The organism is Aeromonas sobria (assembly GCF_000820145.1).
GTDB lineage: Bacteria > Pseudomonadota > Gammaproteobacteria > Enterobacterales > Aeromonadaceae > Aeromonas > Aeromonas sobria.
The window spans coordinates 85954-99088 of record NZ_CDBW01000041.1 but is presented as its reverse complement, the minus strand read 5'-3'; the positions used below and the strand labels follow the sequence as shown (position 1 = coordinate 99088).

The window sequence follows — 13135 nt, the reverse complement described above, 5'->3', positions numbered from 1 at the left end:
GCAAACCGTCAGATAAATAGGTGCAAATGTGGCCTGCCTCCGATGCAGGCCACATTTCTAACTGATAGCGGCTGGCCCCCTGCCCGAACAGGGTTACCATAGGGGACGCTTGCCAAAGATGAATACCTGGGTACCTCTCATGAACATAATTTTTGTCCTGATCCCCATCGCCATCCTGTTTGTGATCATCGCCGGGGTCGTCTTCTTCTGGGCCATTCGCTCCGAGCAGTTTGAAGATCTCGACCGGCAAGGTTCCAATATCCTTTTTGACGAAGATCAACCCGCCCGCAAACCCGCAAAGCCTGCTGACCATGACTCACAGCCTTGATCTGGCAGGGGCCCTGCTGGTAGGTCTGGCAGGCTCCGCCCACTGTATCGGCATGTGCGGTGGCGTTTCTGCCGCGCTATCCATGGCAATCCCTGCCAACAAGCAGCACTTCTGGGGGCGGCTCGCTTATCTGCTCAACTACAACCTCGGCCGGATCCTGAGTTATGTGATGGCTGGCGCGCTGGTGGGTGGACTGCTGGCGACCACCAGCGAACTTGGCGCAGGCAAACACGCCATCGCCGGATTACGCCTCGTGGCAGCATTGTTGATGATTGCACTTGGCCTCTATCTGGCGGGCTGGTGGCAGGGGATCTTGCTGCTGGAACGGCTCGGCGCCAGGCTGTGGCCCCATATCAAACCGCTGGCGGGCAAGTTTCTCCCCTTCACCTCACCGCTGCAGGCGCTGCCCTTTGGTATGGTGTGGGGCTGGCTGCCCTGCGGGCTGGTCTACTCCATGCTGACCTGGAGCGCGGCGGCTGGTTCGGCCAGTGGCGGAGCGCTGATCATGCTCTTTTTTGGTCTCGGTACCCTACCCACCTTGTTTGCGCTGGGGGGGCTTGCCGATCGCCTGAGATACTGGCTGACATTACGCAGTTTGCGCCTTGGCGGTGCCCTGCTGCTCATTTTGTTCGGAGTCCATACCCTGTGGATTGGCATTGCTTCCTTTTGAAACCCTATCCAAAACGGATGAGTTGATGGTAAACTTGTTTGATATAAATCAATTATTCGTATGAGCCTATGATCCCGGAAAAGAAACCAGGCAGACGTATCCAGAGCGGTGGCTGTGCAATTCATTGCCAGGATTGCAGCATAAGTCAGCTCTGCATCCCCTTTACCCTGAACGAGAATGAGCTTGATCAGCTGGATAGCATCATCGAGCGTAAAAAGCCGATCCAGAAGGGTGAAGAACTGTTCAAGGCCGGTGATGAGTTCAAATCGCTCTATGCTATTCGTTCCGGGACCATCAAGTCTTATACCATCACCGAGCAAGGGGATGAGCAGATAACCGCGTTTCATCTGGCAGGTGATCTGGTGGGTTTTGATGCCATTCACCGACAAGCACATCCCTCCTTCGCCCAGGCGCTGGAAACGGCCATGGTGTGCGAAATCCCGTTTGAAATACTCGATGATCTGTCTGGCAAAATGCCCAAGCTGCGTCAGCAGATCATGCGGCTGATGAGCAACGAAATAATGGGCGATCAGGAGATGATCCTGCTGCTCTCCAAGAAAAATGCCGAGGAGCGGCTGGCCGCCTTCTTGCACAACCTGTCGGTACGCTTTTCCGAGCGCGGCTTCTCTGCCAAAGAGTTTCGACTGGCCATGACCCGCGGCGACATCGGTAACTATCTGGGTCTTACCGTCGAGACCATCAGTCGACTGCTAGGTCGTTTCCAAAAGTCGGGGCTTATCGGCGTCAAAGGCAAATACATCACAGTACTCGATCAGGTTGCGCTCGGTGTGATGGCAGGCGCGACACGTCCTGCTTGCGGCTGATTTCGCCACATCTCCCCTCTTTTCTTCTCTTTATCTGCCGGATCCTTTCCCCTGAATGTGATCCGGTACATTCCAGCCCCCCTCCTCCTGCGCTAAGCTATAGAAGCTAAGATTCTGCTGTCATTGGACTTTTCCAAGGAGGAGAAGATGGTCAAATATCAAAATATTCTGGTGGTTATCAACCCGGAGGAGGAGCGTCAAATCGCCCTCGAACGGGCAGTGAAGGTCGCCGAGCTGGACGAAAATGCCCATCTGACCCTGCTGCTCACCATCTATGACTTCTCGTATGAAATGACTGCCATGCTGTCGGTGGACGAGCGGCAAGAGATGCGTCATGGCGTCATTTCACAACGACGTGAATGGCTGGACGAAATCCTCACCCCCTATCGAGCAAAGGGGATCGACTGTGAAGTGAAAGTGATCTGGCACAATCGCCCCTTCGAATGCATCATTCAGGAAGTGCTGGAACAGCGCCACGATCTGGTGGTCAAGGCCACCCATCATCACAGCTTCCTGCAAACCTTCATTTTTACCCCGACCGACTGGCATCTGCTGCGCAAATGTCCCTGCCCTGTGCTGCTGGTCAAAGAAGGGCTCTGGCGGCGGGATGGCAATATCATCGCCGCCATCAACTGCTCAAGCGACGACCTCGATCAGAAACTGCTCAACGAACGGATCACTCAAGAGGGCAGCGATATCGCCGAACTGCTCGGATCCAACCTCTATCTGGTCAATACCTACCCGGGCACGCCGGTCAATGTAGCCATCGAGCTACCCGAGTTTGACCCCAACGCCTACAACGAGGCAATCCGCAAGCACCATGAAAGCCTGATGCTCGCCCATGCCGACAAGTTCGGGATCGGTCCTCTCTGGACCCGGGTAGCAGAGGGGCTGCCTGAAGAGGTGCTGCCGGACATGGCCGAAGATCTCAAGGCGACCTTGATGATCATGGGGTGTGTCGGTCGAACAGGTCTCTCTGCCGCATTGCTCGGCAATACCGCCGAACATGTGATTGACCGGCTATCATGCGACATTTTGGTCCTCAAACCGGCCGATTACAGCTGCCCGATCGACAGCCGTAGCACGTAATCGTAACTCGCCTTTGCGCGAGGTATCTTGCCCTCCCCCGGGACATGGCTATAATAACGCGCTTATTTGTGTCCCGGGTTTTACGAGCATGCTAGAAGAGCTGAACGCCAAAGATAAATACAGTTTTAACAAACTGCAAAAGCGCCTGCGGCGCAACGTGGGTCAGGCCATTGCCGACTTCAACATGATTGAAGAGGGCGACAAGGTCATGGTCTGCCTCTCCGGCGGCAAGGACAGCTTCGGTATGCTCGACATACTGATGAGCCTCAAAGCCAGCGCCCCTATTCATTTTGATCTGATAGCGGTCAATCTTGATCAGAAACAGCCCGGTTTTCCCGAGCATGTGCTGCCTGAATACCTCGCCTCACTCGGCATCGAGTACAAGATTGTCGAGGAAGATACCTACTCCATCGTCAAGGATAAGGTACCGGAAGGCAAAACCACCTGCGCACTCTGCTCACGGCTGCGCCGCGGTATTCTGTACCGCACCGCCCTGGAGCTGGGCTGCACCAAGATTGCCCTCGGTCACCACCGTGACGACATCCTCGAGACCCTGTTTCTCAACATGTTCTACGGTGGCAAGCTCAAGTCCATGCCGCCCAAGCTGGTGAGCGACGATGGCAAGAACGTGGTGATCCGACCGCTGGCCTACTGCAAAGAGAAAGATCTCATTCGCTATGCCGAGGTGAAATCCTTCCCCATCATCCCGTGCAACCTGTGCGGCTCCCAGGAGAATCTGCAGCGTCAAGCCATCAAGCAGATGATGCAGGATTGGGATCGCCGCTTCCCCGGCCGTATCGAAACCATGTTCACCGCCATTCAGGACGTGATCCCGAGCCACCTGCTCGATCACAAGCTGTTTGACTTCAAGAGCATCAACCGCGACTCCGGCATCATCGATGGTGGTGACAAGGCGTTTGATCCGCCCGAGCTGCCAAAGGCCCCGCTGCTGGACATCGACGAGATGGACATGCTGGATGTGATTGAAGTGCGCTAAGCCGCTATCACATGGCAAACGCCACCCAATAAAAAAGGAGCGATTATCGCTCCTTTTTTGCTTTCTTGATGTACCTGTCACTGGCGTGACAGCGCCACCGGCATCAGCCCTTGTGCAGCCAGGGGGTCAGTCGCAACACCTCGCCCTGCACCATCAGCTGCCCGGCGGCGAAGTCTGTCAGCTGCTCGTTGCTCAGTAGCAACTGCCCATGCTGCCAGGGAAGCGCCTCTTGACGATCGCCATCCTTGAGGTACGCAGTGCCACTTGGTTCAACCAGTGCAATCCGCACCCCCTCCATCTTCGGCAAGAAGTGCTTGCCGACCATCCCCGCCATCTTGTCGAGCAGTGACTGCATCTGTTGCTGACGGGCCGCCAGCTCCGCCAGCGGCAGTTCGGGCCCGTTCGGTGCATCGGCCATCACCTGCACCGCCAGATCGCAGCTCTTATGAGGCTCCTTGAGGGTGACCACCACTGTGCCTTTGTCGAGGTTCAAGTCATTATCAAATGGCAACCGCAGCTCGCTGTCTACCGTCACTTCGGCGGGCACCTGCTTGTCCTGGGTGGACACCCGAGCGGAGACCAGACCACAAAGCTGACCATTTTGCGGATCGGTCAGATAAAAGCCCAGCCTAGCGTGGCCAAACTCGCCCTTGGCAAAAGTCTTCATCTGGCTGTAGAAGGTGCTGTATTGCAGATCCAGCGTCGGCGCGGCCATCGCCACGGCTGGCAACAACAGACTGGCCAGCAGGGTATGGCGCACGGCCGAGGTCACTCCATAACGAGTCATTCAAGATCCTTTTGCATCATGCATTGAAATGGTTGGGGCCTTCTGTCACCTCATTGACCTCTACCCCCACTCCGCAGAGATCGCGATAGAGGATCCCCTTACAGTTAAAGTAGAGCGGTGCCACCCAGATAAGACCCAACCCCATGGGGATCAGCGCCACCAACAGCAGTACAGCCATCACGCTGTGAAACAGCACTATGCTGGGCCAACCGCGTACAAAGAGCTTGAGAGAGACCAAAATGGCCTGAGGTGGCGTCAGGCCACGTTCCAGCACCAGCGGTACGGTGAACACCAGCCCCATGCCGATCAGGGCCGAGGGAATAAAGGCCAGCACCGCTGGCAATCCCACCAGATCGAACAAGGGCCCGAACAGGCTGGTCAAGGCGCTGCCCAGCAGGCTCAACATGCCAAGGCGCACAAAGTGGCGGAAAAAGTCGAACACCTGATTCGCCCGGGCCCGAACCCCGACCGCTTGCTGCAATCCCAACATATCGAGGGAGCTGGTCATGGGGGCCATGACCACGGTGATAAGGAGGCTTAGTAGCATGGCCACATTCATCTGCTCATCGTCGCCGCCAAGATAGGGCACCAGCAACGTATTGCTGAACAGGATCCAGATTGCCGTCACCCCGACAGTGGCCAGCAACAGACCGAGTCCATTGCTGCGGGTCTGTTTCCAACCCTCCTGGATGACTGCTTTTACATCAAGGCGATAACCCTGGTTCAGAGACTGCTCAAGGGAGCCGCCAATACGCATTTTATTACTCAATTGACTATCCAATATCGAAAACGATCAAATCAGGTGGCGCATTATAACGGTTTAGCCCGCTATTCGTAGCCGTTTTTCCTGACCACGCAGGGTGAAACTCGACGAAAAAGCCTTCGATTTCAGGTGCTCGCGGCATAGAACGCGGCCCTCTTTCAACACGATGGCCACTGCCTAGTGGTGAGACCGGCGGATGATGAACAACCCACAAGTCATTGTTGCGCTGAACAATATCAGCAAAATATCCGATGGCAAGCGGATCCTGACCAACCTTGATCTTGATCTTGAGACCTATGACGGTGAGTTTCTTACCCTGCAGGGTTCCTCCAGCGGTGGCAAGCGCACCCTGCTGCGCCCCGATGTGGTCGCCAAGGTGGCCGAAGCAATTGGCTACCCCACCCGGTCAAGGATGCCACTCCCCTGCTCACCCCGGCATTTCGCAACAACCCCATGGTCTTCCCGAGCGACGAGATCAAGCGCAAGGGGGAGTTCCAGTCTGATGTAGGGGACGCCTCCCGCCTCTACGAGCAGTACTTCCTGCAACTTAAAGCCATGGTGGCCAAGGCCGGTTAAGTCTGCTTTTTACGTACCCTGACGGGATCAATGAATTAAGGGAGCAATAGCTCCCTTTTCTTCGTCATCACCTCTGCGAGGCCTAATCACAACGGCCCCCCACCTGCAGATATCAAAAGTTGATAAATGTGAACACTCATGCATTGAAATGCGTGACCAGACTCGTTAGAGCTAGTAACCTATTTGCAAGTGAAGGCAAAGGTAGGATACCCTCATGATTTCTATGAACATGAATACACTTACCGATTGCAGCATAACTTCAATGAACATTGGAAAAAGGTTTTTATATGAAATCAATCGGCTTTTTCAATAACAAAGGTGGAGTGGGGAAAACCACTCTAATATGTAATCTTGCTGGCTCACTAGCCATCAAAAATAATAAAAAAGTTCTTGTTATTGACGCAGACCCACAATGCAACGCTTCAGCATATTTACTTGATGAAGACAAATTGCAATCCATTTTGATGGACAATAAACATTATAGTGTAGATGCATTCTATGAACCCATTCGTCGTGGGCAAGGCTATCCAAAAGAAACACCTACAATTGTAAGAAGTGAACGATTTAATGTAGATCTGATTGTCGGTGACCCCAAATTATCAATTAGAGAAGATTTACTTGCTACTGACTGGGCTGAGACAAGAAATGGTGAGCCAAGAGGTTTCCAGACCACTTATGCTTTTAGGGAACTTGTTAGCAGATTTGAACAATATGACTATGTATTGATCGATATGGGACCATCACTCGGTGCATTGAATAGGTCTGTTCTATTAGGTGTAGATTATTTTTTGATGCCATTGTCCGTCGATATTTTCAGCATGATGGCGGTTGAGAATATAATTAAGTCACTAACATCTTGGAAATCCGCTCTTGATGGTGCTATCCAACGACACTATGAATCTGAAGGGCATAACTTTCAAATCGCGGGTAAAGATGTTGGCTGGTCTTTGAGCTTTGCTGGCCATGTAGTTCAACAATATAGAGCCAAAAAAAGAGAAGGGGTACGGCAAGCCGTTGGTGCATTTGAAAGAATAATGGAAAAACAATTATTTGAATTAGCAGAACTATGTAGATTCTTTGATGTGGACCCTAAATTGGCAGACTTGGGTGAAGTTCCTACTCTAAGTAGTGTTGTCCCTCTTTCTCAACAAGCCCATGCACCAATATTTGACTTAAATGCTAAAGATGGTGTTGTTGGAGCACATTACACTAGAGTTTATGAGGCAGCATCGTTCTTCCATTCAATTTCCGATAAATTCATTGCGAGAATAGAATCATGATAAACTGGAGCAATGAACTTATAGAGGTGATTGCTCGGCGTCGTTGTGTAATAATGATCGGGGCTGGAGTTTCTAAAAACTCTTCCAACAAAGATGGCAAAAGACCATCGACATGGGAAGAGTTTTTGAAGATTTGTGCTGTAGAAATCGAAGATGATGGTTGTATTTCAAATTTAATTAGCAATAAAGATTATCTCACTGCCTGCGAAATAATTAAAAAGAAACTTTCAAGAGATGCATTCATTGATAAAGTCCAGCATGAATATCAGCGAGCTGGCTACCGTCCAGCAAAAATTCATGAACACATATATAACCTAGATGTCCCTATCGTTGCCAGCCCTAACTTTGACTGTATTTATGATAATTATGCATCTAGCGTATCCTCTGGCACTGTTGTAATCAAAGATCACACTAGTCCGGACACGGCTAACTATTTGTTAGGTGGCAACAACAGACTAATATTGAAAACTCATGGCTCAGTAAACAATCCAGAAAACCTTATATTCACACGACAAGATTATGCTGAGGCAAGGACGAAATATATACTATTCTATGAGATTTTAAAATCCCTCGTCTTAACACACACATTTCTATTTTTAGGGTGTGGAACAGATGACCCAGACATTAGAACGCTTTTTGAAGATGTTAAGTTTGCTCATGGCCGTACACCATTTCATTTTATGACTATTCCAGCAGGGGAAGTTCATCCTGATGTTTTATCTATTGCATCAGACTCTATGAGAATAAAGTTCCTAGAATATCTACCTGATAATGGGCATGCTGAACTTACAGAGTCACTCGTAGAACTCGTTGAAAAAGTTGAAGAATATAGAACCAGTGAGCTACGAGATTCACTAAATTGGTGAGAGAAGCATAAATAAGCCGCAGCTATCGATAAGGTTGCTAAGGTCGATTAATTCTGAGCTTTTTCATCGTCCCTTAGGGGTGTAGATTGGTTGGGGGGCAAACGTTGCCCCTCTCTTTTTCATGACTGCCCGTAGTGCTCAGCGAAGCAATCTTTCGCCGATATCGCGGGTGGCCTGAGCCAATCAGGAGTATTCATGTCCGATCTGACCCTCTTTTTCGCTCCCGGCACCTGTGCCATGGCCGTGCAGATTGCCCTGCTGGAAGCGAATGCCCCGTTCCAACCCCGTCTCGTCAACCTCGCTGCAGGGGAGCAGCGTGATCCCGCTTATCTTGCCATCAACCCCAAAGGGCGCGTACCGGCCCTCATCACCGAACATGGCACCCTGACCGAAACCCCGGCCCTGCTGCTCTATGTAGCCCAGCGCTTCCCCGCAGCCAAGCTGGCGCCGCTGGACAATCCGTTCCTGCTGGCCCGCATGCAGGAGGTCAACAGCTTCCTCGCCTCCACCGTGCATGTCTCCCACGCCCACGGTCGCCGTGGCAGCCGCTGGGCCGATGACGAGCAGGCCATTGCAGCCATGCAGCAGAAAGTCGCCAGCAATATGCGCGATGGTTTTGATCAGATTGAGCGGCACTATCTGGCAGGCCCCTGGGTACTCGGCGAGCAGTTCAGCGTGGCGGATATCTACCTGTTCGTGGTCGCAGGTTGGCTGAAAAGCGATGGGGTCGAGATCAGTGAATTCCCCAAGGTTGCCGATCATTATCAGCGCATGCTGACCCGTCCGGCGGTCGCCAAGGCGCTGGCTAACTAACCATAAAATCAATAAAGAGGGGTGTCAGGCTCTGCTGGCACCCTTCTCTATCGCTGCTCTGCACATCTTCTCCCGCCTTTGCGATCGTTTTCACATTTCCGCTGTTTTGCCGTGGCCGTTTTTCGCGAAATGGCCTACCTTTGCAGCACAAAGCAACCGGTTGCGTAACCGGTTGCCCCGCGATTCACAGATTGACGGGCCAAGGCCTGATGAGGTGTTGTATGAAACGAGGCGTACTGCTCAATGCTCCCCTGAGTGCTCTGGTGGCACAGATGGGCCACACCGACGAGATCACTGTCTGCGATGCCGGCTTGCCCATTCCGGCTGGTCCGGAGCGGATCGATCTGGCGCTGATGGCAGGCACCCCCAGCCTTGGCACCGTACTGACCGCCCTGTTCACCGATCTGGTGGTGGAGAAGGTGATCATGGCGAGCGAGATCAAGCAGATCAGCCCCGCAGCCCATCAGGTGCTGGTCGATCAGCTTGAGGCCCACGCCGCCGCCCAGGGCAAGCCCATCACCATCGAATACTGCCTGCACGAGGAGTTCAAGACTCGCTCCCGCCAGAGCAAGGCTATCGTGCGCAGCGGCGAGGTGACTCCCTACGCTAACCTGATCCTCTGCGCCGGTGTGGCGTTTTAAGCCTCTTCAAGGAAGCTGCAAATGAGCACAACATCCTCCTCGCCCCTTTCTCCCATTCTGGAGCTCACCGGGATCGTCAAGACCTTCCCCGGTGTGCGCGCCCTCGACGAAGCGGGTCTGCGGGTCTATTCCGGTCAGGTGATGGCCCTGCTTGGCGAAAATGGCGCTGGTAAATCTACCCTGATGAAGGTGCTGACCGGCATCTATCAGGCCGATGCGGGCAGCGTCAGCTACCGCGGTCAGCCGGTCCACTTCAAGGGCCCCCGCGACTCTCAGGATCAGGGGATCAGCATCATCCACCAGGAGCTAAACCTGCTGCCGGAGTTGTCGATTGCCGCCAACATCTTCCTGGGTCGCGAACCGCGAACCCGTTTTGGCAGCATCGACCACAAACAATTGCGCGAGCGGGCCAGCGGCCTGCTGGGCCGACTCGGCGTCAAACATGGCCCGGATACCCGGCTTGGGGATCTCTCCATTGGCGAACAGCAGATGGTGGAGATCGCCAAGGCGCTGTCGTTCGATGCCAGCGTCATCATCATGGATGAACCCACTGATGCGTTGACCGACACCGAGACCGAGCAGCTGTTTGTGGTTATCCGCGAGCTGCGCCAGCAGGGCTGCGGCATCGTTTATATCTCCCATCGCCTCAAGGAGATCTTCCAGATCTGCGATCGGGTCACAGTGCTGCGCGATGGCAAATGGATTGGCGAGAAGGCGGTGAGCGATCTCGACGAAGACAAGATCATCGAGATGATGGTCGGTCGGCGGTTGGAAGAGCAGTACCCGCGTCTTGCGCGCGAGCTTGGCCCCGTCAGCCTGCAGGTGAAAAATCTGGCCGGCCCCGGCGTGCGCGGGGTGAACTTCTCCCTGCGTCAGGGGGAGATTTTGGGCTTCAGCGGCCTGATGGGCTCTGGCCGCACCGAGCTGATGAAGCTTATCTACGGCGCCAGCCCCATCAGCACCGGTGAAGTGGAAGTTGACGGTCACGCGCTGGTACCCCGCAGTCCGGCCGATGGGCTGGCCGCAGGCATCGCCTATATCTCTGAAGATCGAAAAGGAGATGGGTTGGTGCTGGAGCTGTCGGTACGGGAGAACATGAGTCTGTGCGCCCTCGGCGAGTTCATCCACCACGGCAAGATCGACGGCAAGGCCGAACGGCAGGCGGTGAGCGACTATGTGCGCCTGTTCAACATCAAGACCCCGAGTCAGGATCAGCTGATCAAGCTGCTCTCCGGCGGCAACCAGCAGAAGGTAGCCATCGCCAAGGGGCTGCTGACCCGGCCCAAGGTGTTGATCCTCGACGAGCCGACCCGCGGCGTCGACGTGGGGGCGAAAAAGGAGATCTATCAGCTGATCAACCAGTTCAAGAAGGAGGGGATGAGCATCATTCTGGTCTCCTCCGAGATGCCGGAAGTGCTCGGCATGAGTGATCGCATCATGGTGATGCACGAAGGGCGCATCAGCGCAGAGTTCAACACCCGTGACGCCAATCAGGAGAAGCTGATGGCGGCGGCAGTCGGTAAACAGTGGCAAGCAGAGCAAGAGGCATCCCAATGACAACCCAAACCCTTTCCCGCCGTGGCGTCATGAGCAAGGCCTGGTGGATCGAGAACAAATCCCTGGTCGCCCTGCTGGTGCTGATTGGTGTGGTCTCCTTCCTGAGTCCCAACTTCTTCACCGCCGATAACCTGCTGAACATTCTGCGCCAGACCTCGGTCAACGCCATCATGGCGGTCGGCATGACGCTGGTTATCCTCACTGCCGGTATCGACCTGTCGGTCGGCTCTGTGCTGGCCCTGTGCGGCGCGCTGGCGGCCACCATGGTGGCCATGGAGCTGCCGATCTGGCTGGTGGTGCCCCTCACCCTGGGTGCCGGTGCCCTGCTTGGCGGCGTCAGCGGCCTCATCATTGCCAAGGGCAAGGTGCAGGCGTTCATCGCTACTCTAGTCACCATGACGGCCCTGCGCGGCGTGACCATGGTCTATACCGAGGGGCGCCCCATCTCCACCGGTTTTAGCGAGGGGGCCGATCACTTTGCCTGGCTCGGTACCGGTTACCTGCTCGGCCTGCCGGTCCCGATCTGGTTGATGGCCATCGTCTTCCTGCTGGTCTGGTTCATGCTCAACCACACCCGTCTCGGTCGCTACATCTACGCCCTCGGCGGTAACGAATCTGCTACCCGCCTCTCAGGGATCAATGTGGATCGGGTGAAGCTGGCGGTGTATGGTCTGTGCGGCGCGCTCTCGGCGCTGGCGGGTCTTATCGTCACCTCCCGTCTCTCCTCTGCCCAGCCAACGGCAGGCATGGGTTACGAGCTGGATGCCATCGCCGCCGTGGTGCTGGGTGGCACCAGCCTGATGGGGGGCAAGGGCCGCATCATGGGGACTCTGATCGGGGCTCTGATCATCGGCTTCCTCAACAACGCCCTCAACCTGCTCGACGTATCCTCTTATTACCAGATGATCGCCAAGGCCAGTGTGATTTTGCTTGCCGTGATGGTCGATAACAAAAGCAATCGATAACAACGTAACACCAGCCACACACAAGGAATGAAATGATGAAAAAGCTCAATACCCTGCTCGCTGCCGCCATCATGTCCGTGCTGGGCACTGCCCAGGCCGCCGATCAAACCCTGGCCATGGTGGTCTCCACCCTCAACAACCCCTTCTTCGTCACCATGAAAGAGGGGGCCGAAGCCAAAGCCAAGGAGCTTGGTTACGAGCTGGTGGTGCTGGATTCCCAGAATGACCCGGCCAAAGAGCTCTCCAATATGGAAGATCTCACCGTACGCAAGGTCGGTGCCATTCTGATCAACCCCACCGACTCCGAAGCGGTCGGCAACGCCATCCGTCTGGCCAACAAGGCCAACATCCCGGTGCTGACCCTGGACCGTGGCGCGGCGCAGGGTGAGGTCAAGGCCCACATCGCCTCCGACAACGTAGCCGGTGGCAAGCTGGCCGGTGACTTCATCACCGAGAAGCTGGGTACCGGTGCCAAGGTGATCCAGCTGGAAGGGATCGCCGGTACCTCCGCTGCCCGTGACCGTGGCGAAGGCTTTGCCCTGGCGGTGGCCGCCAACAAGCTGCAGGTACTCGCTTCCCAGCCGGCCGACTTTGACCGCACCAAGGGTCTGAACGTCATGGAAAACCTGCTGGCGGCCCACCCGACCGTACAAGCCGTGTTCGCCCAGAACGACGAAATGGCGCTGGGTGCCATCCGCGCGGTACAGGCTGCCGGTAAAGAGGTGATGATCGTCGGCTTCGACGGCACTGATGATGGCAAAGCTGCGGTAGCCAGAGGTAAACTGGCCGCCACCGTGGCCCAGCAACCGGCACTGATCGGTGCCATTGGCGTTGAAACTGCCGACAAGGTGCTCAAGGGTCAACCGGTAGAGAAATCCATTCCGGTGCCGCTGCAAGTGGTCAGCAAGTAATTAACATTGGGGAGGCTCGCCTCCCCTTTTTCCTTTCAATCGCGGTGCCTCCCGGCTTGGATTCACCC

At 54.9% G+C, this 13135-nt stretch carries 15 protein-coding genes; 13 read left to right on the top strand and 2 right to left on the bottom strand.

Annotated elements, in window-relative coordinates:
- Nucleotides 1-139: 139 nt before the first annotated feature.
- The 5 genes from ccoS to ttcA all read left to right on the top strand — a co-directional run bounded on the left by ccoS (nucleotide 140) and on the right by ttcA (nucleotide 3908).
- The gene (gene ccoS / locus BN1135_RS17760) at nucleotides 140-328 is read left to right on the top strand and encodes a cbb3-type cytochrome oxidase assembly protein CcoS (RefSeq protein ID WP_042023359.1); all 189 of its coding nucleotides are present in this window, start codon (nucleotides 140-142) and stop codon (nucleotides 326-328) included.
- Nucleotides 312-998 carry a sulfite exporter TauE/SafE family protein gene (locus BN1135_RS17755; protein WP_042023357.1) on the top strand — a complete coding sequence of 229 codons (687 nt, stop codon included), beginning with the start codon at nucleotides 312-314 and terminating at the stop codon, nucleotides 996-998. The genes ccoS and BN1135_RS17755 overlap by 17 nt, the downstream gene beginning before the upstream one ends.
- A gap of 68 nt (nucleotides 999-1066) precedes the next feature.
- Complete coding sequence (locus BN1135_RS17750; protein WP_042023353.1) at nucleotides 1067-1822, top strand: FNR family transcription factor; 756 nt, start codon at nucleotides 1067-1069, stop codon at nucleotides 1820-1822.
- 147 nt (nucleotides 1823-1969) lie between these two features.
- A complete protein-coding gene (gene uspE / locus BN1135_RS17745) occupies nucleotides 1970-2911 on the top strand; it encodes a universal stress protein UspE (protein ID WP_042023351.1) in 942 nt (313 codons plus the stop codon).
- Nucleotides 2912-2999: 88 nt separating this feature from the next.
- Nucleotides 3000-3908 carry a tRNA 2-thiocytidine(32) synthetase TtcA gene (ttcA, locus tag BN1135_RS17740; protein WP_042023349.1) on the top strand — a complete coding sequence of 303 codons (909 nt, stop codon included), beginning with the start codon at nucleotides 3000-3002 and terminating at the stop codon, nucleotides 3906-3908.
- A 103-nt stretch (nucleotides 3909-4011) separates the two neighbouring features.
- On the opposite strand, the gene BN1135_RS17735 is transcribed toward ttcA, so the two are convergent.
- Nucleotides 4012-4695: a DUF2987 domain-containing protein gene (locus BN1135_RS17735; RefSeq protein ID WP_042023346.1), complete on the bottom strand. Its 684-nt coding sequence runs from the start codon at nucleotides 4693-4695 to the stop codon at nucleotides 4012-4014.
- A 16-nt stretch (nucleotides 4696-4711) separates the two neighbouring features.
- A complete protein-coding gene (locus tag BN1135_RS17730) occupies nucleotides 4712-5452 on the bottom strand; it encodes a DUF2189 domain-containing protein (RefSeq protein WP_042023344.1) in 741 nt (246 codons plus the stop codon).
- Between the two features lie 459 nt (nucleotides 5453-5911).
- Here BN1135_RS17730 and BN1135_RS22585 point away from each other — a divergent pair, with 459 nt between their 5' ends.
- The 8 genes from BN1135_RS22585 to rbsB all read left to right on the top strand — a co-directional run bounded on the left by BN1135_RS22585 (nucleotide 5912) and on the right by rbsB (nucleotide 13067).
- On the top strand, nucleotides 5912-6034 hold the full coding sequence (locus tag BN1135_RS22585; protein ID WP_263053674.1) for a hypothetical protein: 123 nt from the start codon (nucleotides 5912-5914) through the stop codon (nucleotides 6032-6034).
- Between the two features lie 287 nt (nucleotides 6035-6321).
- Entirely contained in the window at nucleotides 6322-7314 is a 993-nt protein-coding gene (locus BN1135_RS21800; protein ID WP_082186832.1) for a ParA family protein, read from the top strand.
- Nucleotides 7311-8180, top strand: coding sequence for an SIR2 family protein (locus tag BN1135_RS21795; RefSeq protein ID WP_082186831.1), 870 nt, complete (start codon nucleotides 7311-7313; stop codon nucleotides 8178-8180). Before BN1135_RS21800 ends, BN1135_RS21795 begins: the two co-directional genes overlap by 4 nt.
- A gap of 195 nt (nucleotides 8181-8375) precedes the next feature.
- Entirely contained in the window at nucleotides 8376-8993 is a 618-nt protein-coding gene (locus BN1135_RS17725) for a glutathione S-transferase family protein (RefSeq protein ID WP_042023343.1), read from the top strand.
- 221 nt (nucleotides 8994-9214) lie between these two features.
- Complete coding sequence (gene rbsD, locus BN1135_RS17720) at nucleotides 9215-9634, top strand: D-ribose pyranase (RefSeq protein ID WP_042023342.1); 420 nt, start codon at nucleotides 9215-9217, stop codon at nucleotides 9632-9634.
- A 21-nt stretch (nucleotides 9635-9655) separates the two neighbouring features.
- Nucleotides 9656-11191 (top strand): ribose ABC transporter ATP-binding protein RbsA, encoded by a 1536-nt coding sequence (gene rbsA / locus BN1135_RS17715; RefSeq protein ID WP_042023341.1) that lies wholly within the window; start codon nucleotides 9656-9658, stop codon nucleotides 11189-11191.
- Complete coding sequence (gene rbsC / locus BN1135_RS17710) at nucleotides 11188-12156, top strand: ribose ABC transporter permease (RefSeq protein WP_042023338.1); 969 nt, start codon at nucleotides 11188-11190, stop codon at nucleotides 12154-12156. The genes rbsA and rbsC overlap by 4 nt, the downstream gene beginning before the upstream one ends.
- A gap of 35 nt (nucleotides 12157-12191) precedes the next feature.
- Nucleotides 12192-13067: a ribose ABC transporter substrate-binding protein RbsB gene (gene rbsB / locus BN1135_RS17705; protein ID WP_042023335.1), complete on the top strand. Its 876-nt coding sequence runs from the start codon at nucleotides 12192-12194 to the stop codon at nucleotides 13065-13067.
- Nucleotides 13068-13135 lie beyond the last annotated feature (68 nt).

What these genes read in the sequence shown, in the direction of transcription:
- ccoS (WP_042023359.1), top strand. Translation starts at nt 140, where the DNA reads ATGAACATAATTTTTGTCCTGATCCCCATCGCCATCCTGTTTGTGATC.
- rbsC (WP_042023338.1), top strand. Translation starts at nt 11,188, where the DNA reads ATGACAACCCAAACCCTTTCCCGCCGTGGCGTCATGAGCAAGGCCTGG.
- BN1135_RS22585 (WP_263053674.1), top strand. Translation starts at nt 5,912, where the DNA reads ATGGTCTTCCCGAGCGACGAGATCAAGCGCAAGGGGGAGTTCCAGTCT.
- BN1135_RS17735 (WP_042023346.1), bottom strand. Translation starts at nt 4,695, where the DNA reads ATGACTCGTTATGGAGTGACCTCGGCCGTGCGCCATACCCTGCTGGCC.
- ttcA (WP_042023349.1), top strand. Translation starts at nt 3,000, where the DNA reads ATGCTAGAAGAGCTGAACGCCAAAGATAAATACAGTTTTAACAAACTG.
- BN1135_RS17750 (WP_042023353.1), top strand. Translation starts at nt 1,067, where the DNA reads ATGATCCCGGAAAAGAAACCAGGCAGACGTATCCAGAGCGGTGGCTGT.
- BN1135_RS21800 (WP_082186832.1), top strand. Translation starts at nt 6,322, where the DNA reads ATGAAATCAATCGGCTTTTTCAATAACAAAGGTGGAGTGGGGAAAACC.
- uspE (WP_042023351.1), top strand. Translation starts at nt 1,970, where the DNA reads ATGGTCAAATATCAAAATATTCTGGTGGTTATCAACCCGGAGGAGGAG.
- rbsD (WP_042023342.1), top strand. Translation starts at nt 9,215, where the DNA reads ATGAAACGAGGCGTACTGCTCAATGCTCCCCTGAGTGCTCTGGTGGCA.
- BN1135_RS17730 (WP_042023344.1), bottom strand. Translation starts at nt 5,452, where the DNA reads ATGCGTATTGGCGGCTCCCTTGAGCAGTCTCTGAACCAGGGTTATCGC.
- BN1135_RS17755 (WP_042023357.1), top strand. Translation starts at nt 312, where the DNA reads ATGACTCACAGCCTTGATCTGGCAGGGGCCCTGCTGGTAGGTCTGGCA.
- rbsB (WP_042023335.1), top strand. Translation starts at nt 12,192, where the DNA reads ATGAAAAAGCTCAATACCCTGCTCGCTGCCGCCATCATGTCCGTGCTG.
- rbsA (WP_042023341.1), top strand. Translation starts at nt 9,656, where the DNA reads ATGAGCACAACATCCTCCTCGCCCCTTTCTCCCATTCTGGAGCTCACC.
- BN1135_RS17725 (WP_042023343.1), top strand. Translation starts at nt 8,376, where the DNA reads ATGTCCGATCTGACCCTCTTTTTCGCTCCCGGCACCTGTGCCATGGCC.
- BN1135_RS21795 (WP_082186831.1), top strand. Translation starts at nt 7,311, where the DNA reads ATGATAAACTGGAGCAATGAACTTATAGAGGTGATTGCTCGGCGTCGT.